At 35.2% G+C, this 22,734-nt stretch carries 16 protein-coding genes; 9 read left to right on the top strand and 7 right to left on the bottom strand.

Annotated elements, in window-relative coordinates; translation table 11 throughout:
- Nucleotides 1-109: 109 nt before the first annotated feature.
- On the top strand, nt 110-1,057 hold the full coding sequence (locus EHLA_RS06940) for a sugar-binding transcriptional regulator (RefSeq protein WP_021906603.1): 948 nt from the start codon (nt 110-112) through the stop codon (nt 1,055-1,057).
- A gap of 135 nt (nt 1,058-1,192) precedes the next feature.
- Here the strand turns inward: EHLA_RS06940 and EHLA_RS06935 are convergent, their stop codons facing one another.
- Entirely contained in the window at nt 1,193-1,879 is a 687-nt protein-coding gene (locus EHLA_RS06935; protein WP_096239987.1) for a fructose-6-phosphate aldolase, read from the bottom strand.
- Nucleotides 1,880-2,119: 240 nt separating this feature from the next.
- Here EHLA_RS06935 and EHLA_RS06930 point away from each other — a divergent pair, with 240 nt between their 5' ends.
- Together EHLA_RS06930 and EHLA_RS06925 are read left to right on the top strand one after the other, a co-directional pair.
- The gene (locus EHLA_RS06930; RefSeq protein WP_096239985.1) at nt 2,120-5,332 is read left to right on the top strand and encodes a diguanylate cyclase domain-containing protein; all 3,213 of its coding nucleotides are present in this window, start codon (nt 2,120-2,122) and stop codon (nt 5,330-5,332) included.
- A gap of 39 nt (nt 5,333-5,371) precedes the next feature.
- On the top strand, nt 5,372-6,145 hold the full coding sequence (locus EHLA_RS06925; RefSeq protein ID WP_096239983.1) for a histidine phosphatase family protein: 774 nt from the start codon (nt 5,372-5,374) through the stop codon (nt 6,143-6,145).
- A 645-nt stretch (nt 6,146-6,790) separates the two neighbouring features.
- Here EHLA_RS06925 and EHLA_RS06920 read toward each other — a convergent pair.
- The 4 genes from EHLA_RS06920 to EHLA_RS06905 form a co-directional block, all read right to left on the bottom strand.
- Nucleotides 6,791-8,158 (bottom strand): MATE family efflux transporter, encoded by a 1,368-nt coding sequence (locus tag EHLA_RS06920; protein ID WP_096239981.1) that lies wholly within the window; start codon nt 8,156-8,158, stop codon nt 6,791-6,793.
- A gap of 174 nt (nt 8,159-8,332) precedes the next feature.
- A complete protein-coding gene (locus EHLA_RS06915; RefSeq protein WP_096239979.1) occupies nt 8,333-9,274 on the bottom strand; it encodes a hypothetical protein in 942 nt (313 codons plus the stop codon).
- 20 nt (nt 9,275-9,294) lie between these two features.
- The gene (locus tag EHLA_RS06910) at nt 9,295-9,876 is read right to left on the bottom strand and encodes a recombinase family protein (RefSeq protein WP_021906609.1); all 582 of its coding nucleotides are present in this window, start codon (nt 9,874-9,876) and stop codon (nt 9,295-9,297) included.
- Between the two features lie 654 nt (nt 9,877-10,530).
- Nucleotides 10,531-11,763 carry a dicarboxylate/amino acid:cation symporter gene (locus EHLA_RS06905; protein WP_096241582.1) on the bottom strand — a complete coding sequence of 411 codons (1,233 nt, stop codon included), beginning with the start codon at nt 11,761-11,763 and terminating at the stop codon, nt 10,531-10,533.
- 551 nt (nt 11,764-12,314) lie between these two features.
- Here EHLA_RS06905 and EHLA_RS06900 point away from each other — a divergent pair.
- Complete coding sequence (locus EHLA_RS06900; protein WP_162290855.1) at nt 12,315-13,256, top strand: sugar-binding transcriptional regulator; 942 nt, start codon at nt 12,315-12,317, stop codon at nt 13,254-13,256.
- A 97-nt stretch (nt 13,257-13,353) separates the two neighbouring features.
- Here EHLA_RS06900 and EHLA_RS06895 read toward each other — a convergent pair whose 3' ends face one another.
- The gene (locus EHLA_RS06895; protein ID WP_096239975.1) at nt 13,354-14,925 is read right to left on the bottom strand and encodes an aminotransferase class I/II-fold pyridoxal phosphate-dependent enzyme; all 1,572 of its coding nucleotides are present in this window, start codon (nt 14,923-14,925) and stop codon (nt 13,354-13,356) included.
- Between the two features lie 578 nt (nt 14,926-15,503).
- On the opposite strand from EHLA_RS06895, the gene EHLA_RS06890 reads away from it, so the two are divergent.
- The 5 genes from EHLA_RS06890 (at nt 15,504) to EHLA_RS06870 (ending at nt 21,572) form a co-directional block, all read left to right on the top strand.
- On the top strand, nt 15,504-16,085 hold the full coding sequence (locus EHLA_RS06890) for a YdcF family protein (RefSeq protein ID WP_157908561.1): 582 nt from the start codon (nt 15,504-15,506) through the stop codon (nt 16,083-16,085).
- A gap of 56 nt (nt 16,086-16,141) precedes the next feature.
- Entirely contained in the window at nt 16,142-16,864 is a 723-nt protein-coding gene (locus tag EHLA_RS06885; RefSeq protein ID WP_096239971.1) for a metallophosphoesterase, read from the top strand.
- Between the two features lie 261 nt (nt 16,865-17,125).
- Nucleotides 17,126-17,512 (top strand): metal-sensing transcriptional repressor, encoded by a 387-nt coding sequence (locus EHLA_RS06880; RefSeq protein ID WP_096239969.1) that lies wholly within the window; start codon nt 17,126-17,128, stop codon nt 17,510-17,512.
- 25 nt (nt 17,513-17,537) lie between these two features.
- Nucleotides 17,538-20,075, top strand: coding sequence for a heavy metal translocating P-type ATPase (locus tag EHLA_RS06875; protein WP_096239967.1), 2,538 nt, complete (start codon nt 17,538-17,540; stop codon nt 20,073-20,075).
- A gap of 312 nt (nt 20,076-20,387) precedes the next feature.
- On the top strand, nt 20,388-21,572 hold the full coding sequence (locus EHLA_RS06870; RefSeq protein WP_096239965.1) for an ATP-binding protein: 1,185 nt from the start codon (nt 20,388-20,390) through the stop codon (nt 21,570-21,572).
- A gap of 233 nt (nt 21,573-21,805) precedes the next feature.
- On the opposite strand, the gene EHLA_RS06865 is transcribed toward EHLA_RS06870, so the two are convergent.
- Nucleotides 21,806-22,438, bottom strand: coding sequence for a leucine-rich repeat protein (locus tag EHLA_RS06865; protein ID WP_157908560.1), 633 nt, complete (start codon nt 22,436-22,438; stop codon nt 21,806-21,808).
- Nucleotides 22,439-22,734 lie beyond the last annotated feature (296 nt).

Here is a 22,734-nt window from a genome sequence, read left to right as displayed (position 1 = left end):
CTCTCTTTTCGCTTAATTTTTCACAAACTCTTGATTTGTGTTTTACTATCAGCTAAAATATAAAAGGAAGAATGAAAAAATCGTAATAAGAGAGGAATATGGATACGATATGGATACAAATAAATCATATCAAATTATAAGAGTAGCAAAAAAATATTACGAATTACATATGGGACAGTTAGAAATCGCTCAAGAAGAAGGGGTTTCTAAGTCCACCATAAGTCGTATGCTTCAAAAAGCAGTAGATCTTGGATATGTGAAAGTAACAATTGATGCACCAATAGAATCCGTAAAAGAAATGGAAGATAAGTTGAAGAATATTTTTCATTTAAAAGAAATTTTTGTAAGTCCTAATCTGGTAGATGATGAGGAAATTAATCTAAGAGATACCTGTAGGGCATTAGCAAATAACCTTGATCATTATATTGAGGATCATACTGTTGTTGCTGTCTCCTGGGGAAAGACTTTGAATTGCCTTGCAAAACAAATACAGCCACTAAAAGCAAAAGATATCAAAGTAGTTCAATTAAACGGTGGTGTTGCAAAGTCTGCAAGTAGTACGGGTGCTTCTCAAATCGTAGATGCTCTTACGATGGCCGGACATGGAATCGGTTATATGTTTCCAGTTCCAGCTATTGTAGATTCAAAACTTACTTCTGATATACTACAGGAAGAAACCCAGGTTAAAAATGTACTTACGTTAGCAAAAAAAGCAGAAGTTTCTATCTTCAGTATTGGAGCATTATCGAAAGATTCTATTTTATATGAAGTAGGCTACTTAAAAGATGAAGACTTCTTAGCACTTGAAGAAAAAGAAGCGGTTGGAGATATTGCATCAAGATTTTTTGATATAAATGGTGCAATTGCCCTTAATGAATTAAATGATAGAGTTGTTGGTTTCAGATTAGAGGAATTAAAAGAAAAGGAGTGGGCAATTGCAATTGCTGTTGGAATCAATAAAATAAACGCATTGATAGGTGCCCTCCGTGGAGGATTTATGAATGTTCTTTATACAGATGAAAAAACTGCAAGAGAGTTATTAAATCGTTGTGGCTAAGAAGAGAAAATAAAACTTCAGGTCATAGGAAAGGTAATGTCGAAGCAAGTAAAAATGCCAATAAGCATTTTCTACGCCGCGACTATCTTTACATTTCCTATGACTTGAAGTTTTTATTTTCTTACAATATTCTATTTAATAAAGATCATAATTACTCATTGTTTTTCCTTCTCCAGTTAATGCTTCAAAGTCTTTTATGAAATCATCAACTGCGGAAGTGATGGCCTGATTCTTAACAAGTCCTTCAATGATGTCCGGAGCAATAGTAGAAGCTCCGATTCCATATTCACATAATTCAAGAACCTGCTGTGAATTTTTAAAGCTTGCAGCAAGAACTTCTGTTTTTAAATTATTATTTTTAAAAATATCATGGATTTGTTTCGTAACCTGAATCCCATTGAATCCCATATTATCAATACGATTTACATATGGAGCTGCGTAAGATGCGCCACATTTAGCAGCGAGGAATGCCTGCATTGGGGTGTAAATAGCAGTAGCTGTGATATTGATATTTCCCTTAACGAGAATTTTCATTGCTTTGAAGCCTTCTGGAACAGACGGAACTTTTACATAAGTATTTGCTCCTAATTCTTTTACGATGCGGTGGGCATCTTCAACCATACCTTCCGCATTTTTCGCTACAACCTGCACATGAAGTTCTGTATCTTTCCCAATAAAACTACGAATTTCTTTTAATACTTCAAACGGCTGTCTTCCGCTTTTAGCTAAAATAGATGGATTTGTTGTTACTCCATCTACAGGATAGTAATCGCAGATTTTTTTAATAAGGTCAATATGTGCATCATCAATCAACAATTTCATAAGTAATCGTTCCTTTCTGGTTATGTATTATAATTATCTGTTTCATATAAATAAAAATCATACACTGTTGTCACGAACTTGTCTATATATTTTTTCACTTCCATATTTTAGAATATCCATTATAAATAGTTCTTTCAAAAAGCTTTCTTCACTATAATTGACAGATATTATGGCTACCTATATAATAGCCATAGGATTGTTTTGTATAAAATAAATTGCAAGATTGTGGAGTGCTTAAACATGAAAAAAGTTTTAAATTCAAAGAAATTATCATATATTACCCGTAGCTGTATGATTCTTTTAACAACAGTTTTAATTATATTGTTTTTTTGCATTATGTTACTGGTAGGACAGATTCAGGGGACAGCAAGGGTTGTTAATTATGCGGGATTGGTGCGTGGTAAAACACAGCGTATTATAAAGCTTGAGAATGCCGGACAGCCTCATGATGAGATGATTGAAAGTGTTTCTTCCTATATTAAAGGATTACGTTATGGCAGTGATGAATTGAAACTTGTCCGATTGGATGATGCTGCTTTTCAAGTTAAAATGAATGAACTTAACAGATATTTTGAAAAATTATGTAAAGAGATTCTTCTCATTCGTGAAAAAGGATATGAGAATACAAATATTATTGAGATGAGCGAGACTTTTTTTAATATATGTGATGAGGCAACCGGACTTGCTGAAGCGTACTCTCAAAGGAAGGCAACTGCTCTTAACAGATTAGAGCAGATTGTTTTCGTTGATATTGGAGGTCTTATTATTATCATTGCCATTGAGCTTGTGAAGGCATTACGTTATGCAGCACAAAACCGCATTTTGCAAAGTAAGGTATATCTTGATGAGGCAACTGGTCTTCCGAATAAAAATAAATGTGAGGAGATTCTTAATAAACCGAAATTGTTAACTACCGAAGATGCTGTGGCAGTTTGTGTGTTTGATCTGAATAATCTTCGCAATATTAACAATACTCTGGGGCATGATAAAGGAGACGAATATATTTATTCTTTTGCTAAACAGCTTCGCATTGCTGTCTCGGATGAGTATTTTGTAGGCCGCGATGGTGGTGATGAATTTATTGTTGTTTTAAACGGGGTTACTCGTGCTCATGTAGAGAAATGTCTTTTAAATATTCGGAAGCAAACAGAAACGTATTCAAAGGAACATCCGGAAATGCCGATCAGTTATGCTGTTGGTTATGCCCTGTCACAGGATTTTGAGCAGGCTACGATGAGGGAATTATTCCGTTATGCCGATAAAAATATGTATATTGATAAGAATCGTGCCAAAATGGAAGAGGCAGCGGAAGAAAAAAGGATTAACCAGTCTTTATTAGCAAAGGTAAAGGATATGGGATATCATTTTTCTGATTGCCTTTATTGTGATGCATTTATGGACAAGTATCGTACTTTACGTGCCAGTAGTGAATTTTTTCTTGCAGAAAATGGAAGCTATTCCGGAGCGGTAGAACAAATTGTTCGTAAACTGGCTACTGACTCTACACGAAAGACTATATGGACGCAGCTTCAGATTGATTATCTGAAAGAACATCTTACAAATAAAAATTTTGTTCATGAAATTTCATATCAATATAGAAAGGGAGATTCCCCATTACATGGAAGATTAACTGTTATTTTTTATGATGCCAGTCGTGATGGGGCCGTACACCATTTTATCTTGGGATTTGAAGTATTTCATGACAAAAATATTGCAGCAGCGGATGAAAAGCTGCAATTAACGCAGTATTATGAGCAGATGAAACAGATTATTCTTGAAAATGGAAATTATGTAGAAGCATTACTTGATACGGCAGAAGTAGTTTGTACGGCGGATTTTACGCATGATCGTCTGGAAAATATTTTTTATCATTCAAATAGTCTACAAAAATTCAATATGAAAGTAAGTCTGCCATGTTCTTATAATGAATATTGTGTAAAACACAAGGAGCTGATAACAGAAGATACCATAGAGAATTATCGTATTGTAGACTCATCTGCAAAGTTATTGGAACGTTTCCATACAGGAGAAAAACAGGTAATAGTAGAATATCGTGAAAAAGATATTAATGGTAAACCAATCTGGCTTCAAAAAACGGTATTAATGTCAAGAGATACTGTTTATGACAGTGAACTTCAAAAAGAGTCAACGGTAGTGCATGGAATTATTTTATTTAAGAATACAGCAGTGTTTCATGAAAAAGATCAGCAGGAAAAAGAGCGCCTGCAGCTTGCATTTGAAAAAGCAGATTCTGCAAGTCGTGCAAAAACAGAGTTTGTTAACCGTATGAGTCATGATATTCGTACTCCGATCAACGGAATTATAGGTATGCTCGATATAATCCGTAAAAATAAAGACAATGAAAAAAAGGTGGAAGAATGTCTTGATAAAATTCAACTTTCTGCTGGACATTTGATGTCTCTTGCAGATGATGTCCTTGATATGAGCAAATTAGAATCTGGACGACTTGTGTTAGAGGAAGTTTCTTTTAACCTCTTACAGGTTATTGACGAAGTGTGTTCTTTAGTTAATGCACAGCTTCTTGAAATGAAATTATCACATCATGCGCATCGAAAAAATTTAGACCATATGATGGTGATTGGAAGCCCTACACGCCTACGTCAGATTATGGTGAACTTGTTTAGCAATGCTATTAAATATAATAAAATTGGTGGTACAATTGATACGTATGCAGAAGAAATTTCTTTTGACGGAACTACAGCCTGGTTTGAGTTTAAAATAAAAGACAGCGGAATTGGAATGAGTGAAAAGTTTGTAAAGGAAGAACTGTTTGATATTTTTACTCAGGAGCAGGTGGATGCACGAACACGTTATAAAGGAAGTGGTCTGGGTATGTCCATTGTCAGACAGCTGATTGAAGCAATGAATGGAACGATAGAAGTAGAAAGTATTTTAGGAAAAGGAACAACATTTATTTTCCGCCTTCCATTTAAAATAAATCAGCCAGAAAGTTCTTTACCTGATACAAAAGAATCACTATTATCCATTTCAGAAAAATCAATGAAAAAAGGCAACACTGCTTCCGAAGTTAACAGTTTAAATAATAACTGTTTGGATTGTATGCATATTCTTTTGGCGGAAGATAATGACCTCAATATGGAAATAGCAGAATTTTATTTACAGGAATACGGAGCACGAATTGAAAAGGCATGGAATGGTAAAGAAGCCGTAGAGAAATTTCTGGCATCTGCCCCAAATACCTATGATATGATTTTAATGGATATTATGATGCCAGTTATGGATGGTCTTGAAGCAAGTCTGGCTATTCGACTTTCTAAACGTACGGATGCAAAAAACATTCCGATTATCGCAATGACAGCACAGGCATCTAAAGAATGTATGCAGCAATGTAGTGACGCAGGTATGAATGGACATTTGACAAAGCCAGTTGCCTCTCAAAAATTAATAGAAACTATTATAGAATTTGCATAATTTTACATATATTAATTAGATAAGAAAGGAATACATACAATGAGAATTTTATTTATAAGACATGGGGATCCCGATTACTTAAATGATACATTAACTGAAAAAGGCTGCAGAGAAGCCGATCTTTTAGCCAAGAGAGCGGTTACTCTTCAAATGGGAGAATGTTACATATCTCCATTAGGAAGAGCACAGCGTACAGCAAAACCCTGTTTAGCGGCAGTGAACTGCGAAGCTGAAACTTTATCTTGGTTACAGGAATTTCCTGCACAATTAGATATAAATAAAGCCCCCGAACTGGCGGAAGCTTATCCTGATGTAAAGAAAAACGAAAAAGGATATCTTCCAAGAATCGTATGGGATATGATGCCAGAACATCTGACAGAACATAACGAATATATGGATAGAACTGCATGGAGAGATTCCGTTGTAGCACAGTGTTCTGATATGGTCGAGGTATATGATAACATCATACAAGAATTTGATAATCTTCTTGCAGAACATGGGTATGTTCGTGAAAATGGTCATTATCGCGTAGAAAAAGAAAATACAAAAACGATTACCTTTTTCTGTCACTTCGGTCTTATAGGTGTACTCCTTTCGCATTTGTGGAATGTTTCTCCATTTACTTTATGGAATAGTCTCGCATTAGCTCCAACATCTGTTACAGAGCTTGTAACAGAAGAAAGAAAAAAAGGCATTGCTTATTTTCGCGGTTTAAAAGTAGGGGATGTGTCTCATCTTTATGCCGGTGGGGAAGAACCGTCTTTTGCCGCAAGATTTTGTGAAGTCTACAGCAATAAAGCTCAAAGACATTAATTATTGATTTATGGATTTGGTGTAGACGACACTGCTGAAGAGGGATTACTTAACTGAATTGTATTGAAATTTCTAAAGAAAAGAGAATTTTTATAAGTTTGATTTTGTTCCGTTGCGCTAAACGTTTCATTTTGCCTCGAAAAACGAAAACTTCGGAAAAATAAGTCCGAAGTTTTCAGAGTCAAAATTCCACAACACAAAGTCACAAATGCAATACTTATAAAAATTCTCTTTTCTTTGCCATAGTTTCCTTCCAATTCAGCAAAAGGCTTTATCTCAGTCGAGAAGACTCCCACCTCTTTCAGGTGGTGAGTGACAGCAAATTTGTCTTAGTGGGAGTCCAATCTCCGACTGAGATAAACGCTCCGCGAGGATGCGCAGTGATTCTGTAAAGAATATGTCAGCTTACGCTGACCAGAATCACGCGCCAAGTCTCGCAGCGGCTCGACTTGAATACAGCGGCTGTCTAATCTAAATCCATAGTTGGTGAGAATGGAATTTTCCAGAATATTATGGCTTTCTATGGAATTAAATTTTAAAGGATTGACATTCAAACTGGAGATTTTCATTTGAATAAAAATCACAGACTTTGGGACAATCCCCTTATTTTTCTCAGGTAGAAATCCTGATTTCATCTGTTTCGCCTTACAAATCAGGATTCATTCTCTTTAATTCTGGAAGGACAGTAGCGAGCATGACGATAAAGCACAGGCTTCCGCCAAGTACATTGGATACTGGTTCTGCTATGAAAACACCGTTACATCCCATATGACAAGCATACGGAAGTAAATATGTCAATGGTACAACAATGATGACTTTACGCAGTAAGGAGAAAAAAATTGCCTGTTTTTTCTTATTGAGAGATTTAAACATTGTCTGTCCGGTATATTGAAAAATCATAAAAATAAAGGCTGCAAAGTAAAGCTTCATTGCAGGAATTGTATCAATCATAAGACTTTTATCCGAGCTAAAGATTCCAATTAAGAATTTTGGAGCAAGAAGAATGATTCCCCAGGCAATAAGACTGTAAATTAAAGCAAGAACAGACATAGTGATCCATGCCTTGATTACTTTTTTTGGTCGTTTTGCTCCATAATTATAACTGATAATCGGAGAAGATCCTTCAGAAATAGACCATATTGGGGTTTCTATCATTTGTCGTACACTAGATATGATTGTCATAACTGATACATAAACATCTCCTCCTGTTGCTGCAAGAACATTATTGCAGCAAATCGTCACAAGGCTGTTTGTAAGCTGCATAACAAATCCTGCTGTTCCAAGACTGACGATATTTTTTGCATCTTTCCCGCAATTCTTAATTTCTTCTTTATGTAGTAATCGAATTTTGTATTCTGCTTTTTTTGAAAGAAAATAGAATACAAATCCAGCAGATAAGCATTGCGATAATACGGTTGCTATAGCAGCCCCACGTATACCAAGATGAAATACAAAGATAAAAAGAGGATCAAGTACAATATTGGCTATGGCTCCGATAATAACAGAAATCATACCTGTTGTTGCATATCCTTGTGCATTAATAAAAGGATTCATTCCGGTTGCGATCATTGACGGAAAAGTTCCAATCAGATAAATCATAATATAAGGATAGGCATAGATAAGTGCATTGTCAGATGCACCAAATATTGTAAGAATCGGCCTGGCAAATAAAAAAACGACACACATCAGTAAAATCGAGCATATCGTGAGCATAAAAAAGGAGGTATTCATGATCATACCTGCTCTTTTTGTATCGTTACGTCCTCTTTCAATTGCAAAGATAGGAGCACCGCCACTACCAAACAAGTTGCTAAAAGCCGTAATAATCACGATAATTGGAAAACACAGACCAACCGCTCCAAGCGCAGTTGTTCCGATATCTGGTATTCTTGCAATATAGATTCGATCTACAATATTATAAAGAAGACTTAAAATCTGTGCAATTAACATCGGTATGGCTGCTTGAAAGATGTTGGTAGTAATTTTTCCGTTGTCAAAATCAATTCTTTTCATAAATAAAATCACTTCCTGTTATGTTTACATTTTTTTTACTTAAGCGATTATAACACGAAATTGGCTATATGAAAAATAATAAATGTAGGGATAATGAAAGATTTTAAGGGATGTCTGCAGATAAGATTATCAATCATAACGGCAGGCATCCCTCTTGTTATAGAAATAAATAAATTATTTTTTTAATCGACTCAGTTCAAGTTGTAAATTATACTTTTCTTCTTTTATTATATCAAGTGTATTTCGAAGTTCTTCTGTTTTGGAAATCATTTCCCTTTCTTTTTCAATAACAGCTCGTTCTTTTATAAGCTCGGCATCTTTTACCTGTTCTGCAAGCTGAATACGTAAAGTATTTAATTCCTTTTCCTGAGTAGTAAGAAGGGATTCTTTTTCGGAAAGCTCCTTTTGTGTATTTTCCTTCATATGCAGTTTTTCCTGATTTAACTTTTCGATAGTAGAAGAATCATTCTCTTTTTCTTTTTTTAACTGCTCTATCTCTTTAATATGTAAAAGTTCGTTTTTTTCGTAGTCTTTTATTTTAAATTGCAGATTTGAAACTTCCTGATTTAAAGAAGTCACTTTTTGTTCTAAAGAATTATAATTTTTAGCTTTTTGTTCTGCTATACGTAACTTTTCCATCAGCATGATATTTGTTTTATCTTTTTCTTTTGCAAGATTCACAGCAGAGGCCGTTTGTTCTTCGGCAGCTTTTCTTGCAGATTCTGCGGTTTCCTGCAATTCTTTTAGATCATTGTATTTTCGTAGAGCTTCTTCCTTCTCTGTAATGAGTTTCCCCAGTTGAATCTTATAGTTTTTTTCTAATTCTTCGTTTTTTTCCCGAAGTTCTGCCATACGGCGTTCATATTCTGTCCGGATTTCTTCTTTTCCGGAGAGGGCGGCAGTGAATAGATTACGAATATTCGTAATGGAAGCATCTAGTGCCTCTGTATCTACGCCGCTTCTTTTTAATTGATCTTCCTGCAAATGGGTGGATACAAGATCAAAAAGACGATTCAGTGTAACTCCTTTTTTTTCTCCAGGTTCTTGTAATTCCTCTATAAGCTTATTGCCACGGGCGATAACATTTTCATCGGCTGCAATTGCAAAATTTGCCATAATAAATTCCTCCAATTTTCTTAAAATTCTTCTTCTAAAATCCGTTCTCTTTTTCTTCTGGCAAGTGTAGCGGTACTGATCCCGGTCATGCTCTCAACTTGTTTATAACTATATCCTTCTTCTAAAAGAGAAAGGGCATGATCTATCTTTATCTTGCTGATTCGAGGTCTTCCTTCTTTAAAATCTTCTTTTTGTCTGGCAATCGCCTTTCCTTCCTGGGTTCGTTCAACAATCATATCACGTTCAAACTCAGCAAAGGCAAGCATAATTGTTCGAATCAGCTTGCCGGTAGGCGTATTATCCATAATACCCATATTTAAAATATGTACAGTGACTCCTTTATCAAGCATCGTATCTATCAATGCGATTCCCTGCGTGGCACTTCTTGCAATTCTGTCTAACTTAGTTACAACAACTTTATCGCCATCTTGTATCACTTTTAGCAACTTGTCCAGTTGTGGTCTGTGTTTCTTTGTCCCTGTAAATGCATCTGCATATATTTCTTCTGCACCCGCTTCTCTTACTGCCGCCTCTTGTGCCTCTATACTGTTTCCGTCTTTCGCCTGTCCCTTCGTTGATACCCGGCAGTATCCGTAAACCATTGATAATCCTCCAATTTTGATAATAAGTTTTGATAAAACTCACAGCTCTATTTTTCGTTGTTTTTGAGACGTTATCAATACTGTTAAGTTTTGATAAGGGTATATTCCCCCTAAAAGCTTTAAAATGCCTCAAAAACCTTTTCTACAGCATACAACATCTCAAAAAAAACTTCAAGATGCATTTTTATCAATTAATATTAATTAATATATTACAATTAATAACATATATCTTCTGAAAAATGTTAGATAAATACTGTAAAACAAATAATTTACATAGGATGTGCCATTTTTTCTTAAAAATCAATTTATAAATAGTAAAACAGAATGCGAAATAGCATGGTTTCTGGTTATTTATAGATTGTACTTATAATTTCATTAGTTTTTTTGCCTGATTTTGGGGAGATTTTCGTGGAATAATAGAAACAAAGAACTAAATTTTAGAAAATAAACGGTTAATACCATTGTGTAGATTAAAAATATAAGAATGTTGGCGGCTATATCGCATATGATATAACAAAAAATGCACATAGTCGAATCAGTTTTTGTGCAAAGAAAAATAAAGAGATAACTTTCTCTTGCAATAACAATAGAAGATTCGCTATGTGCATTTATTATTTTTTGTATTTTTTCAAAAATATTCCGGTATGCTTGAAATTAGTTTTTTGTAAGTTTTCGTGCTTCTCGTTTTTTCTCAAGGTTTGATACAACAACGCAGCAAGAAGCATCTCCGGTAATATTAACCGTTGTACGTCCCATGTCAAAGATACGGTCAACTCCGGCAACTAAAGCAATTCCGTCAACAGGAAGTCCAACCGAAGTAAGTACCATCGCAAGCATAACCATTCCTGCTCCAGGAACACCGGCTGTACCGATAGACGCTAAAGTAGCAGTGAAAATGATCGTAAGCATTTGTGGAAGGGTGAGATGAATTCCATAGCAAGAAGCGATGAAGATTGCACATACCCCTTGATAGATTGCAGTACCATCCATGTTAATTGTTGCACCCAGTGGGAGAATAAAAGACGAAATCTCTTTAGACACTCCCAGTTTTTCTGTACACTCCATATTAATAGGAAGTGTTCCAACAGAAGACGCACTTGAAAATGCAAACATGATAGCTGGAAGCATTTCTTTAAAGAATGTCACCGGACTGATTCCACCGAGTGTTTTTACAGCAAGCGAGTAAACAATAACGGCATGAATAACATAACATACATAAGCTGCTAAAAGTACCATGGCAAGAGAGCCAATAATCGTTGCTCCATTCGCGGCAACTACTGGACAAAGCAGACAGAACACACCGACTGGAGATAATTTCAAAATCATTTCCATACATTTCATAAATATATCATTTAAATCATTACAAGCCGTAATAATCCGGTCATTCTTTTCGTCCCCAACAAGAATAATAGCAAAACCGATTAATATTGCCATAACAATAACCTGAAGCATATTTGCTTCGACCATTGGAGAAATAAAATTGGAAGGAAAAATATTTACAATCGTATCCATTAAGGATGTTTTCTCTCCGATTTCATAAGATAGATCTGTGGTGGCAATTACAGGAAATAATTTTTTAAATAAGTTACCGCCGATCAGACCAAAAGTAATAGCAAAAGCAGTAGTACACATATAGTAAACAACTGTTTTCAAACCGATTGCCCCAACTTTTTTAATATCGCGCATCGAGATGATTCCACACATGATGGAAAACAGCACGATAGGAACAACGATAAATTTAAGTAGATTTAAGAAGATTGTTCCAAATGGCTTGATATACGTTTCGGCAAACTGCGCATATCTTTGCAAAAGAAGTCCGGCAGCAATCGCCAGAACCAATGCAATAAATATCTGCATTGCCAGTGACATTTTCTTTTTTTCTTTCATAATACCTTTCTCACTTTCCTTTTCTTTGGACATAAATTATGGCATTGCTTAATACAATGCCATAATCCGTAAAACTTATTCTATCATATTTCATAACTGAAATCAATTCTTATCATGAATCGTTATATTTTTATTTCCATCGAAAAGGTTCTGCCTTCTATAAATGAGGAGTATTGATTAAATCTTAAACTTCTCCCAAAGTTTCTTTTTGGAACTGTAGTAGAGTAGGGAAATATAAACAGAAGTGAAAGAACCTTCGGGAGAAAGAAATTCAGGATAACTTTTCCTGAAAATGTTGAATAACCTGATCTGTACAGAAGATATTCTGTAAAAAAATCTGGTTAGGAACATACCAAATGTTTTAAAATGTTATAAACACTTACTTGTTGAAGTATAACAGGATTTTTCATATAAGTCAATAAAAATGCAATTATTTCTATGTTTATATTTCTATACATTTAATTTTTGCAAATATTTTCATTTTTTCGATTTCTATTGATTGACACTATCCTATTGGTATTTTATAATAATGGTAAATGTGGGGGAAACGTATGAAGAATGATAAAATAATCAAAATAATTCGAGTGGCAAAAAAATATTATGAATCGCATATGGATCAGAAGATCATTGCACAGGAAGAGGGAATTTCGGTATCTACCGTCAGCAGAATGTTAAAAAAAGCAGAAGAGATGGGATATATTAAGATTACTGTAGAATATCCGGTATTATCGAATGAAGAATTATCCGATTCTTTACAAAAACGATATGGGTTAAAGAAAGTATTTCTTGTTCCTAAACTGTCAAGCACGTCAATTGCTGTACAGGAAGATGTATGCAGGGCAGCAGCAAAGGACTTATCTTCCTATTTAAAAGATGGAAGCATTATCGGAACTGCCTGGGGTCGTACAATGAAGAGTTTTGCAAATTATATTTCAGATCTTGGTGTGAAGAATGTAAAAGTAGTTCAGCTTAATGGAAAGACAAATCTGACGTCTGTTCCTGTTGGAGCAGATGATTTGTCACAGGCGATTGCCCGGGCAGGATGTGGAGAGGCTTATGTAATTCCTGCGCCTGTTGCAGTAGATTCCGCAGAAATTGCTGATATGTTAAAACAAGAAAGAAATATTTCCGCTGCACTTACTTTAGGACGTGATTGCCAGATTGCCCTTTTTGGTATAGGAAATTTAAGTCGGAATACTATTTTATATCATTCTGGTTCTTTAAAAGAAGAAGATTTTGTTGAATTAGAAAAAAAAGGAGCTGTAGGAGATGTATGCACTTGTTTTTTTAATGCATCCGGAGAAGCAGTAAGTAGTTCCTTTTCAAGGAGACGTATCAGTCTTACTTTAGAAGAATTAAAGAAAATCCCCTGTAAGATAGGTGTTGCTTCCGGACTTGAAAAAAAAGAAGCACTGCATGGTGCATTACTTGGTGGATATATCGATATCCTCTATGCTGACGAAGAATTAGGAAAAGAGATACTGAATTACTAAAATCATTTAAAAAATGGTCTTCTGACAGTGGCTGAATTATATTGAAACCTTATCCAGCCACTGTCAGACTTAAAAGAGAAAAGCTTATCTTACTAATTTACTGATGATACGTGCTTAAAAATTCAGCCATACCTGTCGTTGCTTTTTTTAATACTTCGATTCGTGGCAGATATACAACACGAAAATGGTCTGGCTGTTTCCAGTTGAATCCACCACCATGAATAAGTAATACCTTTTTTTCTCGTAACAGATCTAGTACGAATTGCTCATCGTTCACAATATTGAACTTTTTCGTATCGATCTTTGGGAAGATGTAAAAAGCTGCTTTCGGTTTTACTGCGCTGATTCCCGGAATATCTGTAAGAGCCTTGTAAATGAATTCTCTTTGTTCATAAACTCTTCCGCCAGGCATAATATAGTCTTCTACGCTCTGATGTCCGCCGAGTGCTGTCTGTATGATGGACTGGCCTGGAACATTAGAACAAAGACGCATATTAGAGAGCATGTTTAAACCTTCGATATAGTCTTTGGCCATAGCTTTATTTCCACTTAAGATCATCCAGCCAACACGAAAGCCTGCAATCATATGGGATTTAGATAATCCACTAAATGTTACACAGAATAAATCCGGTGCGAGAGAAGCAATGGAAATATGTTTTTCGCCATCCATAACAAGACGGTCATAAATCTCATCAGAAAAGATAATTAACTGATGTTCTCTTGCTACCTGCACAATCTGTTCTAACACTTCTTTTGGATAGAGTGCACCTGTGGGATTATTAGGATTGATAATAACGATTGCCTTTGTGTGGTCGTTAATTTTTTTGCGGATATCATTAATATCCGGATACCATTCTGACTCCTCATCACAAATGTAATGAACAGCTTTTCCACCTGCTAACGTAGCACAGGCAGTCCAGAGTGGATAATCCGGAGAAGGAATTAAGATTTCATCTCCTGTATCAAGGAGTGCTGACATACAAAGATTAATCAATTCACTGACACCATTTCCAGTGTAGATATCATTGATATTCACATTTGGAATATGTTTTAACTGTGCATACTGCATAATCGCTTTTCTTGCTGAAAACAATCCCATTGCATTTGAATATCCTTCACAGTCTGTTAACTGCTGGCGCATATCATAAATTACTTCATCAGGAGTACGGAAACCGAACGGTGCCGGATTACCAATATTTAATTTTAAAACATGTGTCCCAGCCTCTTCCATACGAGCAGCTTCATCAACAACTGGTCCTCTTACATCATATAAAACATTATCTAATTTGGATGATTTCTTAAATTCACGCATTGTTCTTTCCTCTTTATTACTAATGTCCCTGCTGATAATTTCTGCAGAGGTTGTTTGTATAGTATTACTAGTATCGTTCTTATCTAATAGATCTCTATTTTTATTGGCAGAAATGGCTGTGTCAGATTCCATATCCGATATACCAATCAGCCATTTTTCTTCTACTTGTAATGTTTTCGCCAAAAACAATAAAATATCCGTCCTTGGAACTGTTTTTCCGCTTACATACTGGCTTATATGACTTTTTCCAAGTTTGATACCCTGTGACTGCGCCGCTCGTACAAGATCAATCTGCTTTACGTTTTGTTTCTTCATGGCAGCTTTTAATCGCTCTGAGAAGACTTCTTTTTGAATCATCTAGCTGCTCCTTTCTGTTTTTATGATTGCGCAAAGTTCAATTTGCGTTGTATGCTTGTAAGATTTAGACAGAGTATAGCACACGGAAGGAAAAAGTTCAATATAAAATAAATAAATTTGAACTTTCTATATTGAATTTTTATACAGTTGAAAAAAGTATCCTGATATGATTGAACTTGTTTGCCGAATGTACTCACAAAATCAAGTGCAAGAAAGACTCGAGAGTACATCCGATTAAAGAAGTGTAAAAAAGCAGAAAAAGAAGAGAAACATAAATCATAGCTAAGAAAATCTCAATATGCTATACTTATAAAAGTAATCAGATCTTGTGTAGCGGATATAGATATGTAACAGATATGTAATTGAAAATTTACAAGATAAGAAAGGCAGGTTTTTAGAAATTGAAAATAATACATATTTTAACGATTCTAATTGGTGCAGTTTTTTTCATATGGTTCAGTATTCCATTATTCACTCACCGAATTTTAAATATTGGGAATCTTACAGGATTAGTAGTTAGCGGTATTTTGCTGCTTGGAGGCATTTTTTATAAGAATTTTCAGCAAGGAATATTTTATTTGCAAAAAAATTTTCTTGGAAAGTGTGTGATTGGTATTGTAATAGCTGTTGTTAGTGTTGTAGTGATAACTGTAATTATCGAAACCATTTTTATCGTAAAGGCATCAACAAAAAAGCCAAAGGAGAATGCAACGCTCATTGTACTTGGCTGTAAAGTATATGGAGAACATGCCAGTCGTTCTTTGCGGGAAAGGTTAGATGCGGCTCTTATCTATTTAGAGGAAAATCCTGATTCACAATGTATTGTATCCGGTGGAATGGGCGAGGGAGAAAAAATCAGTGAAGCGGAGTGCATGTACCGCTACCTGATAAAGAAAGGAATTCATTTTTCAAGAATTATAAAAGAAGATAAATCAACTTCTACGAGGGAAAATCTGAGATTTTCTAAAAAAATAATAGAAGAGAGAGGATTAAGTAAGAATATAGCGATTGCAACAAGTGATTATCATCAGTATCGCGCTTCAAAGATAGCAAAGACACTTGGTTTTTCCGTTGGGGCGGTACCTGGTCATACTGCATGGTGGCTGTTTCCTACATTTTATGTGAGGGAGTTGTATGGGATTTTGTATCAGGTGTTATAGGTAAGTTGCAACAATTTTGTATGAATTGCCCATTATCAGAAAGGAGGAAACTATTTATGAAAGTTCTTGTAATACCAGATATACATTTAAAACCATTTATGTTTAAACAGGCAGCGGAATTGATGGAGCGAGGGATTGCACAAAGAGCGGTTTGTTTGATGGACATTCCTGATGACTGGGACAAACAGTTTAATATCCTGTTTTATGAGGAGACTTACGAAGAGGCTATTCGTTTTGCAAAAAAATATCCGGATACTGCCTGGTGCTATGGAAATCATGATTTAAGTTATGTTTGGCGTGAGTTAGAAACGGGATACAGTACTATGGCTGCTTATACCGTACAAAAAAAGTTGCTTGATTTAAAGGAAGTATTACCAGAGAATAATCCAATAAAGTATGTGCACAGAATTGATAATGTTCTGTTTTCACATGCAGGAGTAGCTAAGAATTTTGTTGACTTATATGTTCCAAAGACAAAGCACGATGATGTGGACACTGTTTTAGACTACATTAATAATTTGGGAAAAATGGAGATGTGGTATGACGGCTCCCCAATCTGGCTCAGACCACAGTATACAGATGTGAAAATGTATAAGTCACATCAATTCCTGCAGGTAGTCGGGCATACTCCGATAGAAACTATTACAAAAAAGAACAATGTGATATCGTGCGATGTATTTTCCACAGATCGGGATGGCAAACCAATAGGAACAGAAGAGTTCCTTTTATTAGATACTATTACATGGGATTATAGTATGGTTAATTATGGAAATTGTTAAATCATTTTATTAAGAGAATACTACGTGCATTTATAAATATTTTTATGAACAGATTTACTATTGATGATATAATGGAAACTATTAATATTGAAAATTTTTGAATTTAAAGGATTTATCATTACAAAGGATAGATCCTTTTTTATTCTAATTTGTAATAATAATTTTTTTAAATATTGCTTGCAAAATACCCTTATGGGGTATATAATCCTACTTATCTGATAGAGAATAATAGAGAATAAAATTTACAGAAAGGAAAATGCTATGGGAGAGTGTTGTAATAATAAAGAAGATATTTCTTTATCTTGTCACTGTGGAGCGAATGATAGTTTTAAAAGCAGTTCTTCTCAACCGAAGTGTCAAAATTGCAGTGTAAAGAAAAAAGTTCGTTCAGAAAAAGAATTTAAGGCATTGCTCAATCGTTTAAGCCGTATCGAAGGACAGGTTCGTGGTGTTCGGTCGATGTTAGAGAATGATGCATATTGTATTGATATTCTTACACAAGTTTCTGCAATCAATGCGGCATTGAATAGTTTTAATAAAGTATTGATTTCGAATCATATTCGTACCTGTGTAAAAGAAAATATTCAGGCGGGAAATGACGAGGTTATAGAGGAGTTAGTTGTAACGTTGCAAAAGTTAATGAAGTAGATTTTTCAGACAGAGAGGAGACAGAATGGAACAGTATAGTATAACAGGAATGACCTGTGCAGCATGTCAGGCTCGTGTAGAAAAAGTAGTTTCTAACGTACCTGGTGTTACAGATGTTTCTGTAAGTTTATTAACAAATTCTATGGGAGTAGAAGGAACGGCTACTTCAGCAGATATTGTGGCAGCCGTAGAAAAAGCAGGTTATCATGCTTCTGTAAAAGGGGCGCAGATGGAGAGTAGTCAGGGAGCGGAAGCTTTAGCAGATACGGAGACACCAAAGTTATTAAAGAGACTGATTATTTCTCTTATCTTTTTGATGCCGCTTATGTACCTTTCTATGGGACACATGATGTGGAACTGGCCGTTACCGGGCTTCTTAAATAATAATCATGTCGGTATGGGGCTTGCACAGCTTTTATTTACTGTAATCATTATGGTAATTAATCAGCGTTTCTTTATTAGCGGATTTACAAGTCTAATTCACAGGGCACCCAATATGGATACTTTAGTTGCGATGGGGGCAACAGCAGCATTTGGTTATAGTACGTATGCTCTGTTTGCGATGACCGTAGCGCAAACTGCCGGAAATGATAAGCTTGTTATGAGCTATATGCATGAGTTTTATTTTGAATCTGCGGCAATGATTCTTACTTTGATTACTCTTGGTAAAACATTAGAGGCATATTCAAAAGGAAAAACAACAGATGCATTAAAGAGCCTTATGAATCTTGCTCCAAAGATGGCTACCGTTGTCCGCAATGAACAGGAAATGCTGATTTCTGCTGATCAGGTGAAAAAGGGAGACATTTTTCTTGTAAAACCAGGGGAAAGTATACCGGTAGATGGTATTGTCCTTGAGGGAAATAGTGCGATTGATGAGGCAACTCTTACTGGAGAGAGTATTCCAGTAGATAAGGCTGTAGGAGATACTGTTTCCGCCGCAACGATTAATCAATCCGGCTTTATTAAATGTGAGGCTACAAGAGTAGGAGAGGATACCACTCTTTCTCAGATTATCAAGATGGTAAGTGATGCGGCGGCAACAAAGGCTCCTATTGCAAAGATTGCTGATAAGGTGTCTGGTATTTTTGTACCTGCTGTTATCACAATTGCGATTATCACGATTATCGGCTGGCTTCTTGCCGGAGAGAGTGTTGGTTTTGCCCTTGCAAGAGGTATCTCTGTTCTTGTGATCAGCTGCCCTTGTGCATTAGGTCTTGCAACACCGGTTGCGATCATGGTTGGAAACGGCGTTGGTGCCAAACATGGTATTTTATTTAAGACGGCTGTATCCTTAGAGGAAGCTGGCAAGGTTGATATTGTTGCCTTAGATAAGACTGGAACGATCACAAATGGTCAGCCGAAAGTAACAGATATTCTTCCGGTTGACGGAATCAGTGAACAGGAACTTTTAGAAACAGCATTTTCACTGGAAAAGAAGAGTGAGCATCCGTTAGCAAAGGCAATCGTAGAATATGGTGAAGAGAAAAACTTTACGGTTTCTGTTGTAGATAATTTCAAAGCTGTTCCAGGAAATGGGCTTACAGGAACATTGAATGAAGAAACCCTTATTGGTGGTAATTTGCTTTTTATAGAAAAGAGTTTATCTATCTCCAGGAAATTAAAACATAGCGCAGAACAATTAGCGTCTGCTGGAAAAACTCCTCTTTTCTTTGCAAAAGAGAATCGTCTTCTCGGAATGATTGCCGTAGCTGACGTAATTAAGGAAGACAGCCCACAGGCAATTAAAGAGTTAAAGGCGATGGGGATTCATGTTGTTATGCTGACAGGAGATAATGAACGTACTGCAAAGGCAATCGGAGAACAGGCAGGTGTTGACAATGTAATCGCAGGCGTTCTTCCAGACGGAAAGGAAAGTGTTATTCAAGCATTAGGTAAAAAAGGTAAAGTTGCTATGGTTGGTGATGGAATTAATGATGCTCCAGCTTTAACTCGCGCCGATGTAGGAATCGCAATCGGAGCAGGTACTGATGTAGCGATGGATGCCGCCGATGTTGTATTGATGAAGAGTAAACTCGCGGATGTTCCGGCTGCAATCCGCTTAAGCCGAGGCGTATTAAGAAATATCCATGAAAACTTATTCTGGGCATTTTTCTATAACACAATTGGAATTCCTCTGGCAGCCGGTCTGTTGATTCCCGTATTAGGATGGAAATTAAATCCAATGTTTGGAGCGGCAGCAATGAGTTTATCCAGTTTCTGTGTTGTTACAAACGCACTACGTTTAAACCTGTTAAATATTCGAAGCACAAAAAAAGATAAAAAGAAGAAAAACACGATAGATGTTAGTTTAATTAACATAAATAATAATGAAAAGAAAGAGGTAAATGAAATGACAAAGACAATGAATATCAAAGGAATGATGTGCGGACACTGTGAAGCAGCAGTAAAGAAAGCATTAGAAGCACTTCCAGAGGTAGCTTCAGCAGAAGTAAGCCATAAGAAGGGAACGGCTGTAGTTACTTTAGAAAAAGAGATTGCAGATGATGTCTTAAAGAAAACAATTGAGGATAAAGATTACGAAGTTGTTGAAATTAAGTAATAATTTGTCGGGCTAAACAGCTATAAAAAAAGCATTCTTAAATTCCTTGAGGAATAGGATGCTTTTTTTATTTTCAAGAATAGATTGGAAAAGTATTGAATTAGAAAACAATTTAAATATAGGATTATTTTTGCGTAATATAACGTAAAGTGACGTTATATTATTTTATAAGCGTATATTTGCGTAAGAATGTTGAAAGCCATACTATGACATGATATAATAATGTTAGGGTCAAAAGGAATTTTGCCCCTAATTTGATGTCACGAATTACTCCGTAGCTAATGCTACTCCCGTAATAAGGAGGAATTAATCATGTTTAAAATTAATCCTTATCGCCCAGGTGCTGGATTAATGCCAGGGTATATAGCTGGAAGAGAAAAAGATATTACTAATATAGAACAAATATTTGATGCATTAATAATGAATATACCGGTTCAATCTGTTATTTTCAGTGGATTACGAGGGGTTGGAAAAACTGTTCTGATTAATAAATTAGAGTCGATTGCAGCAGAAAAGAAAATCTTTTGTAAACATATCGAAATTGAAGAAAGAAATGATTTTATTTCACAGATTGCAGAATGTTCACAGGCATTTCTCCGAAAGGTAAGTACAATAGAGAAATTTAAACATTTAATACAAAAACCATTAGATGCTATTAAATCCTTAATCATATCCTTCAATCCAAACGATAATACTTTTTCTGTATCTATGCAGGAAAGAGAACTGTATACATCTGGAAATTTAACACAGAGTTTAACAGAGGTATTCGTAAGTATTGGAGAGTTAGGAGCAAAAACAGGAACACCAATTTGCTTTTTTATTGACGAGATTCAATATATGAAGCAAAAAGAATTAGGGGCTCTAATTGCTGCCTTGCATAGAGCAAACCAATTAGGTTATCCTATTATGATAATTGGTGCAGGACTTCCTAAAATATATAAAATGTTATCTGAGGAAAAATCCTACTCAGAAAGATTATTCATGTACAAAGAAATCGGCTCATTGACTCCTGATGAATCTCAGAAAGCGATTGAAGAACCAGCTAAAAAATTTAACGTCAGATATAGTAAAGCAGCTGTTAATGAAATAATTGAAATAACAAAAGGATATCCTTTTTTTATCCAGCAATTATGCCAGATCGTATATAATAAAATGAATGATCATTTAATAGATAAAGAATTAGTTGATTCAAGCATTAATGATTTTTTTTCGATACTTGATGTTGGATTTTTTAAAACAAGATATGAAAGATGTTCTCAAAGCGATAAAAGATTTTTATTTGCAATGGTTAAATGCGGTGAATTACCTTGCACAATATCAAATGTAGCAAAAAATTTACACAAAAATGTAAACTCTATTTCTACAATCAGAGCGCAGTTAATTAATAAAGGAATTATTTATCCAATTCGATACAAAGAATTAGATTTTACTGTTCCTGAATTCGATGGTTTTATAAGAAGATTAAGTGAATATAAACAATGGTGCAAGGAAGATTAAAAAGATGTTTGAGTGTCTAAAAACTTATTAACCAATATTAAGGTAATCAGAAGAGCAATCTAACTATTCGCGAAATCCAACTTTAACGAATAGTTGTAAGGATAAGAGCATCTTAACCGCTTTATATATCTACTATTTACGTTCTAGGTTTTCAACTTTATAATTTAGAAATATTTTATTTCAATGAAAAAAGGCCAGCATTTTCTGACCTTTTTTCATTAGTAATCTTCTTACTATTTTACTTTTAGCCCTTTAAAAATCTTCTTATAAATCCTTTTTACCTTCTTAGGCACTCGAATAACAAGCTTTTTGTGAGCATTTTTAAAAGCTTTTTTATTTGCAGTTTTTCCTGTTAAGTGCACAGATTTTATGGTGACAGTTTTTAGATTCTTACAATTAAAGAATGCGTTGCTATTGATTTTTACAATATTTGTTCCAATCGTTACTTTTGTAAGTTTTTTATTATTGTTAAAGGCTTTCGCTCCAATGGATGTTACCTTGTAGGTTATTCCTTGCGCATAAATTTGTGCAGGAACGGTTACATTTTTGGTAGTTTTACTTGTTTTAACAAGAATTACCTCTGCTCCTGGTTTTGATACTTTATACTCGTTTCCAGAAATAGTATATGATGTACCTGCCTTTGGATAAGCTAATTTTTCTATGGAAATTATCCTTTTCGCTGCACACTTCCTACAGCGGTATGTAAGTTCTCCTGCTGTCTCATAAGTAGCTCTTTTTGTTACTGTGCCATCATTCCACTGATGTTCTAACTTTGGAAGAATCTTTCCTTCTTCTAAAAGGGTCTTACAAATACGGCAATAGGTATCTCCCGTATATTCTAATTCCTTTGGAATGACCCTTTGCAACAATTTCTTCTTTTTTCTTATCATTACAGGTCTGACAAGCAGAAATCGAATATCCATTTTCTGTGCATGTAGCATCCTTCTGTTCCATTATTTTGTAATTATGTGCAGTCTTTTTAATGCTAACTGTTTCTGTCTCATCACAGTTTTCGCATGTGTAGGTCATGATTCCTTCTTCCTTACAGGTAGCTTCTTTTGTAACTTTACCACCATCCCAGTCATGGTCATATTTCTTAGTTACTTTTCCAGATGAAAGTAGTATTCCGCAATCTTTACAATAGATATCTCCAGTATATCCT

The sequence above is a fragment of the Anaerobutyricum hallii genome, assembly GCF_900209925.1.
In the GTDB taxonomy this organism is placed as follows: Bacteria; Bacillota; Clostridia; order Lachnospirales; family Lachnospiraceae; genus Anaerobutyricum; species Anaerobutyricum soehngenii.
The sequence above is the reverse complement of the archived record's forward strand: the minus strand, read 5'-3'. Positions and strand labels throughout refer to the sequence as shown.

Coding starts and splice junctions, on each gene's coding strand:
- EHLA_RS06940 (WP_021906603.1), top strand. CDS start 110: ATGGATACAAATAAATCATATCAAATTATAAGAGTAGCAAAAAAATAT.
- EHLA_RS06935 (WP_096239987.1), bottom strand. CDS start 1,879: ATGAAATTGTTGATTGATGATGCACATATTGACCTTATTAAAAAAATC.
- EHLA_RS06930 (WP_096239985.1), top strand. CDS start 2,120: ATGAAAAAAGTTTTAAATTCAAAGAAATTATCATATATTACCCGTAGC.
- EHLA_RS06925 (WP_096239983.1), top strand. CDS start 5,372: ATGAGAATTTTATTTATAAGACATGGGGATCCCGATTACTTAAATGAT.
- EHLA_RS06920 (WP_096239981.1), bottom strand. CDS start 8,158: ATGAAAAGAATTGATTTTGACAACGGAAAAATTACTACCAACATCTTT.
- EHLA_RS06915 (WP_096239979.1), bottom strand. CDS start 9,274: ATGGCAAATTTTGCAATTGCAGCCGATGAAAATGTTATCGCCCGTGGC.
- EHLA_RS06910 (WP_021906609.1), bottom strand. CDS start 9,876: ATGGTTTACGGATACTGCCGGGTATCAACGAAGGGACAGGCGAAAGAC.
- EHLA_RS06905 (WP_096241582.1), bottom strand. CDS start 11,763: ATGAAAGAAAAAAAGAAAATGTCACTGGCAATGCAGATATTTATTGCA.
- EHLA_RS06900 (WP_162290855.1), top strand. CDS start 12,315: ATGAAGAATGATAAAATAATCAAAATAATTCGAGTGGCAAAAAAATAT.
- EHLA_RS06895 (WP_096239975.1), bottom strand. CDS start 14,925: ATGATTCAAAAAGAAGTCTTCTCAGAGCGATTAAAAGCTGCCATGAAG.
- EHLA_RS06885 (WP_096239971.1), top strand. CDS start 16,142: ATGAAAGTTCTTGTAATACCAGATATACATTTAAAACCATTTATGTTT.
- EHLA_RS06880 (WP_096239969.1), top strand. CDS start 17,126: ATGGGAGAGTGTTGTAATAATAAAGAAGATATTTCTTTATCTTGTCAC.
- EHLA_RS06875 (WP_096239967.1), top strand. CDS start 17,538: ATGGAACAGTATAGTATAACAGGAATGACCTGTGCAGCATGTCAGGCT.
- EHLA_RS06870 (WP_096239965.1), top strand. CDS start 20,388: ATGTTTAAAATTAATCCTTATCGCCCAGGTGCTGGATTAATGCCAGGG.